The organism is uncultured Nocardioides sp. (assembly GCF_947489365.1).
GTDB lineage: Bacteria > Actinomycetota > Actinomycetes > Propionibacteriales > Nocardioidaceae > Nocardioides.
This window is the reverse complement of record NZ_CANLDB010000002.1, coordinates 500,679-517,402: the sequence shown is the minus strand read 5'-3', so window position 1 is coordinate 517,402 and position 16,724 is coordinate 500,679. Positions and strand designations below refer to the sequence as shown.

Annotated in this window: 18 protein-coding genes; 5 read left to right on the top strand and 13 right to left on the bottom strand. The window is 73.5% G+C overall.

The features are described 5' to 3' along the window. Nucleotides 1-20 precede the first annotated feature (20 nt). Genes Q0858_RS07890 through Q0858_RS07875 form a run of 4 tightly spaced genes read right to left on the bottom strand, consistent with a single transcriptional unit; the run spans nucleotide 21 to nucleotide 3,011 of the window. A complete protein-coding gene (locus Q0858_RS07890; RefSeq protein ID WP_299052416.1) occupies nucleotides 21-1,025 on the bottom strand; it encodes an ABC transporter ATP-binding protein in 1,005 nt (334 codons plus the stop codon). Beyond that, nucleotides 1,022-1,834, bottom strand: a complete 813-nt coding sequence (locus Q0858_RS07885) for an ABC transporter permease (protein ID WP_299052414.1) — start codon at nucleotides 1,832-1,834, stop codon at nucleotides 1,022-1,024. Before Q0858_RS07885 ends, Q0858_RS07890 begins: the two co-directional genes overlap by 4 nt. Further along, nucleotides 1,831-2,619, bottom strand: coding sequence for a molybdate ABC transporter substrate-binding protein (modA, locus tag Q0858_RS07880; RefSeq protein ID WP_299052413.1), 789 nt, complete (start codon nucleotides 2,617-2,619; stop codon nucleotides 1,831-1,833). Before modA ends, Q0858_RS07885 begins: the two co-directional genes overlap by 4 nt. Beyond that, complete coding sequence (locus Q0858_RS07875) at nucleotides 2,616-3,011, bottom strand: molybdopterin-binding protein (protein WP_299052412.1); 396 nt, start codon at nucleotides 3,009-3,011, stop codon at nucleotides 2,616-2,618. The genes modA and Q0858_RS07875 overlap by 4 nt, the downstream gene beginning before the upstream one ends. A gap of 98 nt (nucleotides 3,012-3,109) precedes the next feature. On the opposite strand from Q0858_RS07875, the gene Q0858_RS07870 reads away from it, so the two are divergent. Continuing rightward, entirely contained in the window at nucleotides 3,110-3,694 is a 585-nt protein-coding gene (locus tag Q0858_RS07870) for a DUF4245 family protein (protein WP_299052410.1), read from the top strand. A gap of 9 nt (nucleotides 3,695-3,703) precedes the next feature. On the opposite strand, the gene Q0858_RS07865 is transcribed toward Q0858_RS07870, so the two are convergent. After that, on the bottom strand, nucleotides 3,704-3,922 hold the full coding sequence (locus tag Q0858_RS07865) for an exodeoxyribonuclease VII small subunit (protein ID WP_299052408.1): 219 nt from the start codon (nucleotides 3,920-3,922) through the stop codon (nucleotides 3,704-3,706). After that, nucleotides 3,919-5,172: an exodeoxyribonuclease VII large subunit gene (gene xseA, locus Q0858_RS07860; RefSeq protein WP_299052406.1), complete on the bottom strand. Its 1,254-nt coding sequence runs from the start codon at nucleotides 5,170-5,172 to the stop codon at nucleotides 3,919-3,921. The genes Q0858_RS07865 and xseA overlap by 4 nt, the downstream gene beginning before the upstream one ends. A gap of 116 nt (nucleotides 5,173-5,288) precedes the next feature. On the opposite strand from xseA, the gene Q0858_RS07855 reads away from it, so the two are divergent. The 3 genes from Q0858_RS07855 to Q0858_RS07845 all read left to right on the top strand — a co-directional run bounded on the left by Q0858_RS07855 (nucleotide 5,289) and on the right by Q0858_RS07845 (nucleotide 7,245). Beyond that, nucleotides 5,289-5,519, top strand: coding sequence for a hypothetical protein (locus Q0858_RS07855; protein WP_299052404.1), 231 nt, complete (start codon nucleotides 5,289-5,291; stop codon nucleotides 5,517-5,519). Nucleotides 5,520-5,597: 78 nt separating this feature from the next. Next, the gene (locus tag Q0858_RS07850; protein WP_299052402.1) at nucleotides 5,598-6,614 is read left to right on the top strand and encodes a 4-hydroxy-3-methylbut-2-enyl diphosphate reductase; all 1,017 of its coding nucleotides are present in this window, start codon (nucleotides 5,598-5,600) and stop codon (nucleotides 6,612-6,614) included. Between the two features lie 7 nt (nucleotides 6,615-6,621). Beyond that, nucleotides 6,622-7,245, top strand: a complete 624-nt coding sequence (locus Q0858_RS07845; protein WP_299052400.1) for an L-threonylcarbamoyladenylate synthase — start codon at nucleotides 6,622-6,624, stop codon at nucleotides 7,243-7,245. Between the two features lie 331 nt (nucleotides 7,246-7,576). On the opposite strand, the gene Q0858_RS07840 is transcribed toward Q0858_RS07845, so the two are convergent. The 7 genes from Q0858_RS07840 to Q0858_RS07810 are packed head-to-tail and all read right to left on the bottom strand — an operon-like array spanning nucleotide 7,577 to nucleotide 15,489. Continuing rightward, nucleotides 7,577-8,578 (bottom strand): sugar phosphate isomerase/epimerase family protein, encoded by a 1,002-nt coding sequence (locus Q0858_RS07840; protein ID WP_299052398.1) that lies wholly within the window; start codon nucleotides 8,576-8,578, stop codon nucleotides 7,577-7,579. After that, complete coding sequence (locus Q0858_RS07835; RefSeq protein ID WP_299052396.1) at nucleotides 8,578-9,708, bottom strand: Gfo/Idh/MocA family oxidoreductase; 1,131 nt, start codon at nucleotides 9,706-9,708, stop codon at nucleotides 8,578-8,580. The genes Q0858_RS07840 and Q0858_RS07835 overlap by 1 nt, the downstream gene beginning before the upstream one ends. Next, nucleotides 9,705-10,565 (bottom strand): sugar phosphate isomerase/epimerase family protein, encoded by an 861-nt coding sequence (locus tag Q0858_RS07830; protein WP_299052394.1) that lies wholly within the window; start codon nucleotides 10,563-10,565, stop codon nucleotides 9,705-9,707. The genes Q0858_RS07835 and Q0858_RS07830 overlap by 4 nt, the downstream gene beginning before the upstream one ends. Before the next feature lie 4 nt (nucleotides 10,566-10,569). Further along, on the bottom strand, nucleotides 10,570-11,787 hold the full coding sequence (locus tag Q0858_RS07825; protein ID WP_299052392.1) for a substrate-binding domain-containing protein: 1,218 nt from the start codon (nucleotides 11,785-11,787) through the stop codon (nucleotides 10,570-10,572). Continuing rightward, on the bottom strand, nucleotides 11,787-12,905 hold the full coding sequence (locus Q0858_RS07820; protein ID WP_299052391.1) for an ABC transporter permease: 1,119 nt from the start codon (nucleotides 12,903-12,905) through the stop codon (nucleotides 11,787-11,789). Before Q0858_RS07820 ends, Q0858_RS07825 begins: the two co-directional genes overlap by 1 nt. Continuing rightward, entirely contained in the window at nucleotides 12,902-13,960 is a 1,059-nt protein-coding gene (locus Q0858_RS07815; RefSeq protein ID WP_299052389.1) for an ABC transporter permease, read from the bottom strand. The genes Q0858_RS07820 and Q0858_RS07815 overlap by 4 nt, the downstream gene beginning before the upstream one ends. Then, nucleotides 13,957-15,489, bottom strand: a complete 1,533-nt coding sequence (locus tag Q0858_RS07810) for a sugar ABC transporter ATP-binding protein (protein ID WP_299052387.1) — start codon at nucleotides 15,487-15,489, stop codon at nucleotides 13,957-13,959. The genes Q0858_RS07815 and Q0858_RS07810 overlap by 4 nt, the downstream gene beginning before the upstream one ends. 96 nt (nucleotides 15,490-15,585) lie before the next feature. Here Q0858_RS07810 and Q0858_RS07805 point away from each other — a divergent pair, with 96 nt between their 5' ends. Beyond that, a complete protein-coding gene (locus Q0858_RS07805; RefSeq protein ID WP_299052385.1) occupies nucleotides 15,586-16,722 on the top strand; it encodes an ROK family protein in 1,137 nt (378 codons plus the stop codon). Nucleotides 16,723-16,724: the final 2 nt, after the last annotated feature.

Here is a 16,724-nt window from a genome sequence, read left to right as displayed (position 1 = left end):
CCTAGGGCACGCCGGGAGGCTCAGGGCGAGTCGCGCAGGTCCGGTCCGCGGTCGTACGTCCGTGCCGCGGTCGCCTTGACCGTCAGCCACACCTCGGCCCCGGGGACGAGCGCCAGCTCGGCGGTGGCCTCCGGGGTGACGTCGGCGAGCAGGTCGGTCCCGGCGGAGGAGCGCGTGTCCACCTGGACGCGGACGGCGTCCCCGTGCGGCGTCAGCCCGCTGACCCGTCCCTGCCACCGCAGGCGCGCGGACCCCTCGGGCCGCGCGGTCGAGACGGTGACGTCCTGAGGGCGGAACGCCGTGAACCCGTCGGGACCGGCCAGCACGTTCAGCCCGACCAGCCGGGCGACGTGGTCGGTCCGCGGGTGGGCGGCGACGTCGGCCGGCGTCCCGGACTGCGCCACCCGCCCGTCGTCCAGGACGACGACCCGCTGGGCCAGCGTCAGGGCGTCGAGCGCGTCGTGGGTCACCATCAGCGTCACGCCGGCGAAGTCCGCGAGGTGGGCGGCGAGCTCGATCCGGAGCGCGGCCGCGACGCCCACGTCCAGCCCGGAGAACGGCTCGTCGAGCAGCAGCAGGTCCGGCTCGGTGACCAGCGCCCGTGCGATCGTCACCCGCTGCGCCTGGCCGCCCGAGAGCGCACCCGGCCGACGCCCGGACAGCGGGCCGACCCCGAGCCGGTCGAGCCAGGCCTGGGCGCGCTCGGCGGCCTCGGACCGGCGCACGCCGCGGGCGCGGAGCCCGAACGCGACGTTGTCGAGTGCCGAGAGGTGCGGGAAGAGCGCCTGGCCCTGCACCACCCACCCCACCCGCCGGTCGCGCACGGGCAGGGGAGGGTCGGTCCACGAGCGGCCCCCGACCTCGACGTGCCCCGTCATGTCCACGAGGCCGGCGAGGGCGGTGAGCAGGGTGGTCTTGCCGGCGCCGTTGGGGCCGATCACGGCCAGGACCTCGCCGGCTCCCGCCTCGACGTCGGCCGCGAGGCGACCGGGGACCTCGATCCGGGCGAGCAGTCCGTTGCTCATGCGCCGGCCCCCGTGGTCCCGCCGGCGTTCAGCCACCGGTTGCGCAGCAGCGCGAGGACCCCGATCGAGACGCCGAGGAGGATGATGCTGAGCGTCTGCGCGGTCTCGCGGTCGTTCTGCAGGGTCTGGTAGATCAGCGACGGCATCGTCTGGGTGATGCCCTGGTAGTTGCCGGCGAACGTCACCGTGGCGCCGAACTCGCCCAGCGACCGCGCCCACGCGAGGACGGCGCCCGCGACCACGCCGGGCATCGCGAGCGGCAGCGTGACGCGGCGGAAGGTCGTCCACCGTGTCGCGCCCAGGGTCGCGGCCACGGCGTCGTACCGCTCGCCGCTGGCGCGCAGCGCCCCCTCCACCGAGAGGACGTAGAACGGCATCGCCACGAAGGTGTGGGCGATGACGACGGCCGGGGTCGTGTACGGGATCACGACCCCGGTCGCGTCGCGCAGCACCGAGCCGACGACGCCGCTGCGCCCCAGCGCGGAGACCAGGGCGACACCGGCGACGACCGGGGGCAGGACCAGCGGCACGGTCACCAGCGCGCGGGCCACGGACCGGCCGCGGAACTCGACCCGCGCAAGCACCCAGGCCAGCGGCGTGCCGATGAGCAGGCACACCACCACGGTGGACAGCGACGCCAGCCCGGTCAGCCGGAGCGCGTCGAGGACCTCCTCGGAGGCGACGAGCTCGGGCAGCCGGGCCCAGGGCGTGACGACGAGCAGCGAGACGAGCGGGACGAGCAGCAGCGTGAGCGCGATCCCCGCCGGGACCAGCAGGACCAGGGGCGGACGACCGAGCCCGCGCGTCACGGGCTCCCGAAGCCTGCGTCCGACAGCACGCCCTGACCGTAGTCGGACAGCACCAGGTCGACGAAGGCCTGGGCGGCCTCGGCGTCCTCGGACTGCTCCAGCACCCCGATCGGGTACGACGTCGGGTCGTCCTCGGCACCCGGGATCTCGATGGTCTCCACGTCGCCGCTCGCCGACATCGCGTCGGTCGTGTAGACGAGGCCGGCGTCGGCCTCGTCGGCCACGACGCGCTCGAGCGTCGCGCGGACGTCGGGCTCCAGGCTGGCGGGCTCGTTGGTGAAGCCGGCGTCGTCGATCAGGGTCTGCGCGATGGCGCCGCAGGGCGCGGTGTCGACGCAGGCCACGTACGTAACGTCGTCCCCGTCGAGGTCCTCGAAGGACTCGATGCCCGCCGGGTTGCCGGCGGGCACGACGACGACCAGCGTGTTGGTCGCGAAGACCTCCGGGCCCGAGGCGATCGCGTCACCGTCGACGGCGGTCTGCATGGAGTTCTCGTCGGCGGTGGCGAGCACGTCGCCGGGGGCCTGGTCGGCGGCCTGCTCGGCGAGGGTGCCGGAGGAGTCGTACGTCGCCTCGACGCTCACGCCCTCGTTCTGGGCCTCGAACTCCTCGGCGATCTGGTCGAACGCGTCGGTCAGGGAGGCAGCGGCCTGCACGCGCAGGACGGTGTCGCCACCCCCGGAGTCAGCGGAGCCGCCCGAGCCGCCGTCGTCACCACCCCCGCAGGCGGCGAGGGTGGCCACGAGGAGCGTGGCGGGGGCGAGGACGGCGAGACGACGGTTCACGGGCGCTCCACGACGACGTTGGTGGACTTCACCGAGGCGATGGCCCGGGCGCCGGGCTCGAGACCCAGCTCGCGGGCCGCCTCGGCGCTCATCAGCGACACCATCCGGTAGGGGCCGCAGATCATGTCGACCTGGGCCATGACGGTGTCGAGCGTGACCTTGACGACGATCCCCTGCAGACGGTTGCGGGCGCTGACCGCGGCGGCGCGGGTCCGCTCCCGGTCGGGGTGGTCGGCGAGCGACTCGGCCAGACGGGCCAGGTCGACGCCCGGGACGACGGTCCGGCTGCCGTCGACGTCGGACGGGAGCCGTCCGGCGTCGATCCAGCGTCGGACGGTGTCGTCGCTGACGCCGAGCAGCTCGGCGGCCTCGGCGATGCGGTACTGGGTCACGGCGCGGATCATGCCGCATTCGCGGCCCGAAACCCAGAGTGCGTCCGCACCTGAGGACGAATGCGCCGACGTCACCGTCGTCCGGGGAGAATGGTGGCGTGAGCCAGACCCGACAGCCGGCCGGGCGCCCCGGGCGCTACAACCGCTCGTTCTCCGGGCTGGTCGGCGCCATGATCGTGGCGGTCCTCGTCGTCGTGGCCTTCGTGGCGTGGCGGGGGCTCTTCCGCGACAACGACTTCGAGCCCGTCCAGGCCCTCGACTACGTCGAGACGGTCGGCCTCGCGCAGGAGAGCGGACTCGAGCCCGTCTACCCGACCTCGCTCCCCGAGGGATGGGAGGCCACCAGCGTCGACCTCGGACCCGAGTCGGGCAGTGAGCGCACGGTCTGGTCGCTCGGTGTCCTGACCGACGACCAGCGGTTCGTCGGCGTCTCGCAGGGCGACCGGCTCGACGACATGGTCGAACTCTGGTTCGACGACGACGTCGAGACCGGCGACGAGGTGACGCTCGACAGCGACCTCGCGACCGACTGGACCGAGTACACCGATGGCGAGGGCGAGGTCGGCTACGCCGCCGAGGTCGACGGCGAGGACGTCCTCGTCCACGGGTCCGCGCCGGACGAGCAGGTCGTCGCGTTCCTCGAGTCGCTCACCAAGGACCCGCTGCCCGCCCAGGACCGGTAGCCGCGGTCGTCAGTCGTCGGCCTCCCCGAGGACGGCGTCCAGCCGTTCCCGGGCGCCGTCGAGCCACGCCTGGCAGGTGCGGGCGAGCTCCTCGGCCTGCTCCCACAGCCGTAGGGACTCCTCCAGCGAGGTGCCGCCCGACTCCAGCCGGCCCACCACCTCGACCAGCTGCTCGCGGGCGGCTTCGTAGCCCAGGGGCTCCACTGCGGCCTCGTCGGTGTCGCTCACGTCTCCTCCTCCGTCGTCACGTCCCCGGTCAGGTCCTCGGTCTCCACCGCGGTGGTCGTGGCCCGCAGCCGGCCGTCGGCCACGCGCACCACCAGCCCGTCGCCCACCCCGGCCGTCGCGGCGCTCAGCACGTGACCGTCGGCGTCCGTCACGACGGCGTATCCCCGCCGCAGCGTCGCCAGCGGCGACAGCGCCCGGGCGCGGGCGCGGCGGTGGTCGACGTCGTCGGCGGCACGGTCGAGGCGGTGGCCCAGCGTGCGCCGGGCCCGGTCGCGGAGCGCGGTGACCTCCTCGCCGCGGGCGGTCAGCATCGTGCGGGGGTCCGCCATGGACGGCCGGGCACGGATGGCGTCGAGGCCGGCCTGCTCCCGCTCCACCCGGCGCACGACGACCGCGCGGGCGACGTCGCGGGTCGCGCGGATGCCCGCCTGCTCCTCGGCGAGGTCGGGCACCACCCGGCGGGCGGCGTCGGTCGGGGTCGAGGCGCGGACGTCGGCGACCAGGTCGAGCAGCGGGGTGTCCTGCTCGTGACCGATGGCCGAGACCACGGGCGTCCGCGCCCGGGACACGGCCCGCACCAGGCCCTCGTCCGAGAACGGCAGCAGGTCCTCCACGTTCCCGCCGCCGCGCGCGACGACGATGACGTCGACCTCCGGGTGGGCGTCGAGGCGTTCGACGGCGGCGATCACCTCCGCGGCGGAGCGGTGGCCCTGGACCGTCGCGTACGCCGTCTCGACGACGACCCCGGGGAACCGGCGGCGGGCGTTCTCCACGACGTCGCGCTCGGCGGCCGACCCGCGGGCGGTGACGAGCCCGACGCGACGGGGGAGGAAGGGGAGGGGGCGCTTGCGCTCGGCGGCGAAGAGCCCCTCGGCGGCGAGCAGCTGTCGCAGGCGCTCGAGGCGGGCGAGGAGCTCGCCGAGGCCGACGGCCCGGATCTCGCGGGCGGCGAGGGAGAAGGACCCACGGGCGGCGTAGAAGGAAGGACGTGCGTGGACCAGCACGCTGGCGCCCTCGACCAGCGGCGGCGACATCGCGTCGAGCGTCGCCCGCGGCGCGGTCACGGTGACGCTGACGTCGGCGAGGGTGTCGCGGAGCGTGAGGAAGACGGTCCCGGAGCCGGCACGGCGGTTGACCTGCGAGACCTGGCCCTCGACCCAGACCGCGCCCAGCTTGCCGATCCACTGCCCGACGAGCATGGCGACCTGGCGCACCGGGGCGGGTGCCTCCGCGGACGTCTCCAGGGCCATGCCGCGACCCTAGGGCGTGCCGCCGACAGCGGGCTCGCCGACGGCGGGTCGTGGGCGACGGACCAAGGACGTGTGATATCTAGCCAATCTCTATCCAGTTCATCTACATTGAGCGCATGGCCCTGCACGCACCCTCCCAGCCCGGTCCCGTCCGCACCGCCGGCTCGGCGGGAACCACCGGCGAGCTCACGATGCTCGACCTGGTGGGGGTCGGGGTGCTCACCGCGCCGTCGTTCGTGCTCCCCGTCGTGGTCGGGCCGACCTTCGAGGCCGTCGCCCTCGGCGTCGGTGGCGCCGTGGCCGGGATCGCCTGGCTCGTGCGCCGCTCGTTCCCGCGCCACCACTGAGCCACCACCCAGCCACCACCCAGCCACCAGGGCCTCGCCGATGGGCCCATCTGGCCCGCACTCCCTAGAATCGATGTCATGAGCATCGACCTCGGCACCCCGGCCGTCCTGCCCACGGACGAGGCCGAGCGGTCCGTCCTGCTCGCCGCCCCGCGGGGCTACTGCGCCGGCGTGGACCGCGCGGTGATCACCGTCGAGCAGGCCCTCGACCTGTACGGCGCCCCGGTCTACGTGCGCAAGCAGATCGTCCACAACAAGCACGTCGTGGCCGACCTCGAGTCGCGCGGCGCGATCTTCGTGGAGGAGGTCGAGGAGGTGCCGTCCGGCTCGACCGTGGTGTTCTCCGCCCACGGCGTCAGCCCCGAGGTGCACCGCCAGGCCGCGGAGCGCGACCTCAAGGCGATCGACGCCACGTGCCCCCTGGTGACGAAGGTCCACCACGAGGCGCGGCGCTTCGCCGCCGAGGACTACGACATCCTCCTGATCGGCCACGAGGGCCACGAGGAGGTCGAGGGCACTGCGGGCGAGGCCCCCGAGCGCACTCAGCTCGTCCAGGGCCCCCACGACGTGGCGAACATCGTCGTCCGCGACCCGGAGAAGGTCTCCTGGCTCTCCCAGACCACCCTGTCCGTCGACGAGACCCTCGAGACCGTCGCCGCGATCCGTGAGCGGTTCCCCGCCCTGCTCGACCCGCCCAGCGACGACATCTGCTACGCCACCCAGAACCGGCAGCTCGCGATCAAGGAGATCGGCAAGGACGCCGACCTCGTGATCGTCGTCGGCTCCGCGAACTCCTCGAACTCCGTGCGCCTCGCCGAGGTCGCCCTCGAGGCCGGGGCGAAGGCGGCGTACCGCGTCGACGACGCCTCCGAGATCGACGAGGACTGGCTGACCGGGGTCGGCAAGGTCTCCGTGACCTCCGGCGCCTCGGTGCCCGAGTCGCTCGTGGAGGGCGTCCTGGCGTACCTCTCCGAGCGCGGCTACCCCGACGCCCGTGCGGTCCACACCGCCGAGGAGTCCCTCATCTTCGCGCTGCCGCCGGAGCTGCGGCGCGACATGAAGGCCCGCGACGCCGCCCGCGCCGCGCAGTCGTGACCCCCTGATGGCCCGGTACGTCGACCTCCACCCCGTCGACCCGCAGCCGCGGCTGGTCCGCCAGGTCGTCGAGCAGCTGCGCGACGGCGCCCTGCTCGCCTACCCGACGGACTCCGGCTACGCGCTGGGCTCCGCGCTGGGCAACCGCGACGGCCGCGACCGCATCCTGCGCATCCGCGGCCTGGACGACCGGCACCACTTCACCCTCATGTGCCGCGACTTCAGCCAGCTCGGTCAGTTCGTCCACGTGCCGAACGCCGCGTTCCGCGTCATCAAGGCCGCGACGCCGGGCCCGTACACGTTCATCCTCCCGGCGACCCCCGAGGTCCCACGGCGGCTCATGCACCCGAAGAAGCGCACGGTCGGCGTCCGGATCCCCGACCACCCGCTCGTCTGCGCGCTGCTCGAGGAGCTGGGGGAGCCCCTGCTCACCAGCACCCTGATCCTCCCCGGCGAGACCGAGGCCCGGACCATGGGCTGGGAGGTCAAGGAGGACCTCGACCACGTCGTCGACGTCGTCCTCGAGTCCGGCGAGGTCACCGCCGAGCCCACCACCGTCGTCGACCTGTCCGGCGACGAGCCCGAGGTGCTGCGTCACGGCGCCGGCGACGCCTCGCGCTTCGAGGACTGACCCGCTGGTCGAGGTGTGAGGGCCACCGGGCCCGAGCCTCGAGACCCCGGCACCTTGTCGTCTCACCGGGTCTCGTGGCCGGTTCCTGAGCCTGTCGAAGGGCGCCGGCGCTCGTCGCACCTCAACCAGCGGTGGTCGAGGTGTGAGGGCCGCCAGGCCCGAGCCTCGAGACCCCGGGCACCTGACCGTGGTCGTCTCACCGGGTCTCGTGGCCGGTTCCTGAGCCTGTCGAAGGGCGCTGGCGCTCGTCGCACCTCAACCAGCGGTGGTCGAGGTGTGAGGGCCGCCAGGCCCGAGCCACGAGACCCGGTGAGCGGCGGGCGTACGCCGCTCAGCCCTGGTCGAACGCCGCGTCGAACGACGCGGCGGGGAGCTCGAAGTCGAACCGCTTGAGGAAGGCGAGGGCCTCCTCGGCGCCCTGGAGGCGGTCCATGCCGGCGTCCTCCCACTCGACCGAGATCGGGCCGTCGTAGCCGATGCGGGCCAGGGCGCGGAAGGCGTCCTCCCAGGGGACGTCGCCGCGGCCGGTGGACACGAAGTCCCAGCCGCGCCGCTGGTCGCCCCACGGCAGGTGCGAGGACAGGACGCCGTTGCGGCCGCCGCCCATCCGCATCCGGGTGTCCTTGCAGTCGACGTGGTAGATCCGGTCGGCGAAGTCGGTGATGAAGGCGACCACGTCGAGGCCCTGCCACATCATGTGGCTGGGGTCCCAGTTCAGGCCGAACGCCGGACGGTTCCCGACGGCCTCGAGGGCGCGGACGGTCGACCACCAGTCGTAGGCGATCTCCGAGGGGTGCACCTCGTGGGCGAAGCGGACGCCGCACTCGTCGAAGACGTCGAGGATCGGGTTCCAGCGGTCGGCGAAGTCGGTGTAGCCCGCCTCGATCACCGACGCCGGCACGGGCGGGAACATCGCGACGTACTGCCAGATCGAGGAGCCGGTGAACCCGACGACGGTGTCGATCCCCATCGCGCGGGCGAGGCGGGCGGTGTTCGCGACGTCGGTCGCCGCGCGCTGCCGGACGCCTTCCGGGTCGCCGTCGCCCCAGACGTCGGCGCCGACGATCGAGCGGTGCCGGAAGTCGATCGGGTCGTCGCAGACGGCCTGGCCCTTGAGGTGGTTGGAGATGGCCCAGCAGCCGAGGCCGTGCTTCTCGAGGATGCCGAGGCGCTCGGCGACGTAGTCGGCGTCGTCCCAGCGGGAGGCGTCGAGGTGCTCCCCGGAGACAGCGATCTCGAGGCCGTCGTACCCCCAGCCCGCGGCCAGGCCCGCGACCTCGTCGAGGGTGAGGTCGCCCCACTGGCCGGTGAAGAGGGTGAAGCGCTTGCCCATCAGGAGCCCTCCAGCTCGATACGCGCGCCGCACTGCGCGGCGCTGTCGGTGACGGCCCCGAGCACCCGCTGCACGGCGAGACCGTCGGCGAACGACGGTGCCACGGGCGTGCCGTCCGCGATGGCGCGGAGCAGGTCGGCGGCCTGCGAGGTGAACGTCGAGTCCCAGCCCAGCGTGTGGCCGGGCGGCCACCACGCGTCGAGGTAGGGATGGTCGCCGTCGGTCACGAGCACGCGGGCGTCGCCGCCGCCGGTCTCCAGGGTCAGCTCGTTGAGCCGCTCGAGGTCGAAGGTCAGCGAGCCGCGCTCGCCGTACAGCTCGAGGCGCAGGGCGTTCTTGCGCCCCGTGGCCATGCGGGAGACCTCGACGCTCGCCACGGCGCCGTCGGCGAGGCCGAGGGTCATCCAGGCGGCGTCGTCGACGGTGACCTCCTCGGGCCCGTCGGGGCCGGGGCGGGTGGGGACGAAGGTCGCGAGCTGACCGCTGGCCCAGCGCGTCTCGCCGGCGTCGCCGAGCAGGAAGCGGAGCTGGTCCACGACGTGTGCGCCGAGGTCGCCCAGGACGCCGGTGCCGGCCTCGTGGGCCCGCAGGCGCCAGGTCATCGGGGCCCCGGGGTCGACGAGCCAGTCCTGCAGGTACGCCGCCCGCACCTGGCGGACACGTCCGATCCGGCCCTCCGCCACGAGCCGTCGGGCCAGGGCGAGGGCGGGGACGCGGCGGTAGTTGAACCCGACCATCGCGACGGCGCCGTGCTCGGCCGCGGCGCGAGCGGCGGCCGCGACCAGCTCCTCGGACTCCGCCACGGTGTTGGTCAGCGGCTTCTCGACGAGCACGTGCTTGCCGGCCGCCAGGGCGGCGAGGGCGATCTCGTGGTGCAGGTGGCCGGGGGTGCACACGTCGACCAGCTGGACGTCGTCCCGCTCGACGACGCTGCGCCAGTCGCTGGTCGACTCCTCCCAGCCGTACGCCGCGGCGGCGTGCGCGACCGCGGCGCCGTCGCGCCCGGCGAGCACCGTCTGGCGCACGCGGGGCAGGCCGGGGTGGAAGGCCCCGACGTTGCGCCAGGCGTTGGAGTGCGCCTTGCCCATGAAGGAGTAGCCGACGACGGCCACCCCGAGCTCGTCGCTCACGTTCGGTCCTCTCGGGTCAGGTCTCGCAGGAACGCCAGGCCGTCACGGGCCAGGTCGTCCTGCGTGGTGGCGAGCGGCCGCCAGATGGAGGCGGCCGTCGCGATGGTCTCGTTGTCGCCGGTGAAGCTCTCGATGACGAGGGGGCCGGCGTACCCCACCTCGCCGAGGGCGGCCAGGACGGCGTCCCAGTCGGTCTGGTCGCCACCGGGGGCGCCGCGGTCGTTGCCGCAGACCTGCACGTGCACGAGGTGGTCGCCGGCGGCGCGGATCGCGTCCGCGGACGACCGCTCCTCGATGTTCAGGTGGTAGGTGTCCATCGCCAGCCCGAGCCCGGGCCCGAGCAGGCCGTCCAGGCCGGTCAGGGCCTGGTCGACGGTGTTGACCAGGGACGTCTCGTAGCGGTTCAGCGGCTCGATCCCCAGCCGGACGCCGGCCGCGACCGCGTGGTCCACGACGGGCGCGAGGTGCTCGCGCCACTCGGCGTACGCCGTGGCGCGGGCGTCGGCGTCCATGCGCCAGGTGCGTCCGGTGGCGGCGTAGAACGGGCCGCACACGCTCCTGGCGCCGATGCCCGCGGCGAGGTCGACGCACGCCCGCAGGTAGTCCTGCGTGGCGGCGACGGTGGCGGCGTCGGTCGCGACCAGGTCGCGACCGGGCGCCATGGCGCCGACGACGTACGGCGTCAGGCCGTGCGCCGCCAGGGCGCCCCGGACCCTCTCGGCGGAGAGGAGCCCGGGACGCTCCAGCGGCAGCTCGACGGCGTCGAACCCGAGTTGCGCGACGCGGTCCAGGACCTCGTCGAGGTTCTCGTCGGTCAGGGGTGAGACCCAGACCCAGGTGTTGACGCCGAGGAGCATGGGATCAGCGGTCCATCCACGCGTCGGGGAAGCCGGGCAGGTCCTCGCCGCCGAACTTGGCGTAGTGACCGTCGGGCATGCCCTCGTTGGCCTCGAGGAACTCCTGGCGCTCGTCCTCGGTGATCGGGGTCTGGGGGAGCACCCACTCGGACGGGACCTCCTCGCCGGCGAAGATCTTCTCGACGGCCAGGAGCGGGGTGCGCCACTGGAAGTTCGAGTAGACGGGGGCCAGCGCGGTCATGCCGGTCTCCTCCCACTTGCGCAGGAAGCTCATCTCGTCCTCGCCGGTCATGACCGGGTAGTCGACGCCGGCGTCCTCGAACGCCTCGATGGCGGCGACGGCGCCGTCACCGGCGTCCATCCAGATGCCCGCCACGTCGCCCTGGTTGATGGCGTCCGTGACGATCTGCTTGATGCGGGTCGGGTCGGCCTCGGTGAAGAAGTCCTCGGCCTCGATGCCGTTCTCCTCGAAGACCTGCTCGGCGGCGGCCCACCGGGTCTCCAGCACGTCGACGCCCGGGAGGATGCGCAGCGCGATCACGCGGTCGCCCTCCTCGAGGTTCTCGGAGAGGAACTCGGCGGTGTCGAGGCCCCAGGCGTAGCCGCCGATGGGGTGGATGAAGGTGGTCGCGCAGTCGGTCTCGACGCCGCGGTCGAAGACGATGACGGGCTTGCCGGTCTCGCAGGCGCGCTCGACGGCGGGGGTCATAGCGGCCGTGGAGTTCGGCGAGATGACGAACGCGTCGCAGTTGCCCTCGTTGATGAAGTAGTCGATGTCGGCGATCTGCGTCTCGTCGGTGTCCTGCGCGTCGCGGACCTCCATCTCGGAGATGACGCCGTCGTCCTGGAGGACCTCGAGCTGCTGCTGCATGGTGATGAAGCCGGTCTGGCGCCACGGGTTGGAGATCGAGGCGTTGGCGAAGCACACCTTCTTGGCGCCGTCGGACGCGTACTCCGAGGTGTCCGTCATCTCCCCGTCGATGTACTGCAGCCAGGGCTCGGCCTCGTCGCCCTCGAAGGTCGCGGAGCGCTGCTCGTCCTGGGTGTCGAGGTCCTCCTGGCTGAAGAACTCGGACTGCTCCTCGGAGCCCGCCTCCTGGCTGGCGTCGTCCCCGGACGACTCGACGGGCTCCTCGATGCTGTCCGTGCTGCACCCGGCGAGCAGGACGACGGTCGCCGCGGAGGCCAGTGCTCCCTTCACGGCTCGGTGGGTGATGCGCATCAGCGGTCTCCTTCGGTGGTGCTCTTGGTGGGGTTCTCGGTGGTGCCGGGCGTGGTGCCCGAGGGGGTGGCCTGGGGGCGCCGTACGCCGCTCCAGGTGCGGGCGGCCAGGGCGACGGCGGCGATGATGATCAGGCCCTGGACGGTGTCGCGCCAGGTGGCCTCGACGCCGAGGGCGGTGAGCAGCAGGAAGAGGAGCTCGAGGGCGAAGGCGCCCGCGGCGGCCGAGAGCACCCAGCCGCGTCCGCCGCCGAGGACGACGCCGCCGAGGACGACGGCGGTGATGGCCGCGAACTCGTAGCCGGAGCCGACCGAGGGGTGCACGCCGGCGTAGCCGACGAGCAGGATCCCGGCGACCGTCGCCGACAGCGACGACAGGATGAACGCGCGGGTCTTCACCCACCACAGCGAGGCTCCGGCGTGGCGCAGCGCGTCGGGGTTGTCGCCGGCGGCGACGAGGGTGCGGCCGAACGGGCGGCGCATCAGCCACGCGGAGGCGGCGGCCACGACGGCGAGGACCAGGACGGACCAGGGGATGATGTCCACCACGGGGATCCCCTCGATGCCGCCGCGGCCGATCTCGCGGAAGTTCTCGGTGGGGTTGCCGGTGGCGGCGCCGCCGGTGACGTAGCGGACCAGGCCGAGCAGCGCGAGCATCATGCCGAGGGTGACGATGAAGCTCGGCACCCGCAGCAGCGTCGTCGCCAGGCCGTTGACCAGGCCGATCACCGTGCCGACGACGAACATCAGCACGAGGCCGGGGACGATCCGGGAGTCCTCGAGGCCGATGACGTTGCCCGCGATGACCACCTGGGTCGCGATCACGGCGGCCATGGAGAGGTCGAACTCGCCGGAGACGATGACGTAGAACTGGCCCATCGCGGCGATCGCGATCGGGGCGGTGCGGCCCACGAAACGGATGAGCGCGCCCGGGTCGGTGAAGTTCGGGTTGGTCAGCATGATCGCGACCAGGAGCACGGCGACCAGCACGAAGACCGCCCCGCCGGGGGTGATCAGGCCGACGCTGATGCGACGGCCGAGGCCGCCGGAGTGCGCGGGCACCGCCGGGGTGGCGCGCCGGGAGCCCTGGCCGGTCGGGGAGGCGGTGGGAGCGCTCATCGGGAGGCCTCCAGGGTCTTGTCGGTCGTGCCGGCGGGGGTGGCGCTGCCCGGTGGCTTCGTGGTCCCGGGGTCGGCGGCGGGTGGCCGGTCGAAGCGGGCGGGACGGCGGTCGAGCTCGCGCCGGGCGTAGACCGCGACGGCGACGACGATGACGACGCCGCGGACGACGTCCTTGAGGAACGGGTTGAGCTCCATGACGCCCATCGCGTTGTCGAGGACGGCGAAGATCGCGACCCCGGCGAGGGTGCCGGCGATGTTCCCCTTGCCGCCGGCCAGCAGGGTGCCGCCGAGGACGACGGCGGCGATCGACATCAGGTCGTAGCCGCCCTGCGAGCCGACGGTGGGCTGGCCGACGCCGAGGCGGGCGAGGAGCACCAGGCCCGCGAGGCCCGACATGACGGAGCAGGTGGTGTGGGCGACGACCACGGGGACGGCGGTGCGCAGGCCCGACATGCGGGCGACCTCGGCGTTGCCGCCGACGGCGTACAGGTGGTGGCCGAGGCGGGTGCGGCGCAGCACCAGCACGGCGAGGCCGGCGCAGCCGAGCATGAGCAGGAACGCCAGCGGCACGGGGCCGATGCGGGTCGCGTCGAGCAGGCGGAACTCGAACGCGGCGAGGCCGGAGCTGCCCTGGTAGGTGCTGCCGAGGTAGCCCGACAGGACGAGGCCGGTGCCGAGGGTGGCGATGAAGCCGTGGACGTGCAGCCCGGCGACGATCGCGCCGTTGACGGCACCGATGACGCCGCAGAGCAGGAGCGTGACCAGGAGCGCCGGGACGATGCCGCCGGCCTGGCCGGCCATGATCCCGCCGCCGACGACGCTGGCGAGCGACACGACGTACGGGACGGAGAGGTCGAGCGACCCGACGAGGATGACCAGCGTCTGGCCGATCGCGATCAGCCCGAGGATGGTCGTCGCGGTCAGGATGTTGTCGAGGTTGCCGGTGCTGAAGAAGTTGCGGCCCTGGCCGGCGGTGATGAGCGCCGCGGCGACCACGACGAGCAGCAGGACGCCGTACACGATGGTGGTGGAGGTGATGCGCGAGGACCTCACGACGCCACCTGCTCTCCGGCGCGGACGCCGGTCGCGAGGGCGAGGACGTCCTCCTCGCTGGAGGTGGGGGGCAGCTCGCCGGCCAGCCGGCCGTCGCGCATCACCAGGATCCGGTCGGACATGCCGATCACCTCGGGGAGCTCGCTGGAGACCATGAGGACGGCCTTGCCGTCGGCGGCGAGGCGCCGCATCACCTCGTAGATCGAGTACTTGGCGCCGACGTCGACGCCGCGGGTCGGCTCGTCCATGAGGACGACGGCCGGGTCCGTGGCGAGCCAGCGGGCCAGGACGACCTTCTGCTGGTTGCCGCCCGACAGCAGGCGGACCTCCTGGGACAGAGCGCGGGCCGACACCGCCAGCGTGGACAGCAGGCGGGGGACGTCGCGGCGTACGCCGCCGGTCCGGCGGGGGAAGACGGCACGGACGACGCCGAGGGTGTTGTCGAGGATGGACTGGTTGAGCGCCAGGCCGGTGGCCTTGCGGTCCTCGGTGATGAGGGCGATGCCGGCGCGGACGGCCTGGCGGGGGCTGCGGGGTCGGACCTTCCGGCCCGCCAGCGTCATCTCGCCGCGGGTGAGCGGGGTGACCCCGAAGACGGCCTCGAGCAGCTCCGTGCGCCCGGAGCCCTGCAGGCCGGCGACCCCGACGATCTCCCCGGCGCGGAGCGTGAGGTCGACGCCGTCGACGTAGCCGTTGCCGGCGCCGCGGAGCTCGAGGCGGGTCTCCCCGGGGGCGGTGCCCTCGAGGGGGTCCGGGAAGAACGCGTCGAGGGTGCGCCCGACCATGAGGCGGACCAGGCGTCCCTCGTCGAGCGCGGCGATCGGCTCGGTGGCGACCTGGGCGCCGTCCTTGAGCACGGTCACCACGTCGCAGAGGTCGAAGATCTCCTTGAGGCGGTGCGAGACGTAGACGATCGCGACGCCGCGCCCCGTGAGGGTGCGGATGATCGAGTAGAGGAGCGCGACCTCGTGGTCGGCGAGCGCGGCGGTCGGCTCGTCCATCTGGATCACGCGGGCGTCGAGGCTGGTGGCCTTCGCGATCTCGACGATCTGCTGCTCGGCGACCGACAGGCTGCGCACGCGGCGGGAGGCGTCGAGGCCCGTCACGCCGAGGTCCTCGAGCAGGGCGGTGGTGTCGCGGACCATCGCGGCGACGTCCACCAGTCCGCGGCGGCGCGGCTCGCGGCCCAGCCAGACGTTCTCGGCGACGGTGCGCTCGCCCAGGAGGTTGAACTCCTGGAAGACGGTCGAGATCCCGGCGCGCTGGGCCTGGACGGGGTGGCCGAACGTGACCTCGGAGCCGTCGAGCTCGACGGTGCCGGACGTGGGTGCGTGGACCCCGGCGAGGACCTTCATCAGCGTCGACTTGCCGGCGCCGTTCTCGCCGACCAGGCCGAGCACCTGGCCCGGCAGGAGGTCGAGGTCGGCGTCGCGCAGCACGACGTTGCCGTGGAAGCTCTTCGTGACGCCGCGGACGCGCAGCACGGGGGCCTGCGTCGGCGCCGGGGTGGAGTCGGTGGGACTGGTCACGCGCCGCACTGTGTCACTCGCCACAGGCTTTTGTCGAGACGCTTGCAAAAGTCTTTGGCTGGACGATCAGAAGGGCTCGGTGGTCTACTTCGAGCCGTGAGGGCCGGAGACGTGTTCGCGCTGCTGCGCGACGGGCAGCCGAGGACGCGCGCCCAGCTCGTCGAGGTCACCGGTCTCGCGCGGTCCACCGTCGCGGCCCGGGTGGACGTGCTGATGCGCCTCGGCCTGGTGGCGCCGTACGGCGACGCGGTGTCGACCGGCGGGCGTCCGCCGTCCCTGCTGGCGCTGAACCCCGCGGCCCGGGTGGTGGCCGGCATCGACCTCGGCGCGACCCACGCGCGCGCCGGCCTGGCGGACCTCGCCGGGACCGTCCTCGCGGAGGTGCGCGCGGACCTCGACATCGCCGACGGTCCCGTCGCGGTGCTCGCCTGGGTCGAGCAGACGATCCGCGCCCTGCTGACCACCGCCGGCCGCGCCGACGCCGACCTCGCCGCCATCGGGATCGGCCTGCCCGGCCCGGTGGAGCACTCGACCGGCCGGGCGATCAACCCGCCGATCATGCCGGGGTGGGACGCCTACGACGTCCCCGCCCACGTGCAGCGCGGGTTCGACGTCCCCGTGCTGATCGACAACGACGTCAACATCATGGCGCTGGGGGAGCGGCACGCCCACCTGTCCGGCGTCGACGACCTCGTCTTCATCAAGGTCTCCACCGGCATCGGCTGCGGGATCATCTCCGGCGGCGAGCTCCAGCGCGGGGCCCAGGGCACCGCCGGGGACGTCGGCCACATCCGCGTCGCCCGCGCCGAGGGAGTGCTGTGCCGCTGCGGCAACGACGGCTGCCTCGAGGCCGTCGCCGGGGCCCCCGCCCTGGCCGCCGCGCTGGGCGCGACCGTGCCGGACGTCGTCGCCCGGGTGCGTGCGGGCGACCGGGACGCCGTCCAGGTCGTCCGTCAGGCCGGTCGTGACCTGGGAGAGGTGGTGGCGATGATCGTGAACTTCATCAACCCCTCCGTCGTCGTCATCGGAGGCGCCACGGCCGCCGCCGGCGAGCATCTGCTCGCCGGGATCCGCGAGACCGTCTACCAGCGCTCCCTGCCCCTCGCGACCGAGCACCTCTCGATCGTCCCGTCTGCCGCCGGCGAGCGCTCCGGCCTGCTCGGCGCGGCCGCCATGGCCATCGCCCACGCCCTCTCGCCGGACGCGATCGAGGCGGCGTCCGTGGGGCTGTAGGG

Coding starts and splice junctions, on each gene's coding strand:
- Q0858_RS07890 (WP_299052416.1), bottom strand. CDS start 1,025: ATGAGCAACGGACTGCTCGCCCGGATCGAGGTCCCCGGTCGCCTCGCG.
- Q0858_RS07820 (WP_299052391.1), bottom strand. CDS start 12,905: ATGAGCGCTCCCACCGCCTCCCCGACCGGCCAGGGCTCCCGGCGCGCC.
- Q0858_RS07825 (WP_299052392.1), bottom strand. CDS start 11,787: ATGCGCATCACCCACCGAGCCGTGAAGGGAGCACTGGCCTCCGCGGCG.
- xseA (WP_299052406.1), bottom strand. CDS start 5,172: ATGGCCCTGGAGACGTCCGCGGAGGCACCCGCCCCGGTGCGCCAGGTC.
- Q0858_RS07840 (WP_299052398.1), bottom strand. CDS start 8,578: ATGGGCAAGCGCTTCACCCTCTTCACCGGCCAGTGGGGCGACCTCACC.
- Q0858_RS07830 (WP_299052394.1), bottom strand. CDS start 10,565: ATGCTCCTCGGCGTCAACACCTGGGTCTGGGTCTCACCCCTGACCGAC.
- Q0858_RS07845 (WP_299052400.1), top strand. CDS start 6,622: ATGGCCCGGTACGTCGACCTCCACCCCGTCGACCCGCAGCCGCGGCTG.
- Q0858_RS07855 (WP_299052404.1), top strand. CDS start 5,289: ATGGCCCTGCACGCACCCTCCCAGCCCGGTCCCGTCCGCACCGCCGGC.
- Q0858_RS07850 (WP_299052402.1), top strand. CDS start 5,598: ATGAGCATCGACCTCGGCACCCCGGCCGTCCTGCCCACGGACGAGGCC.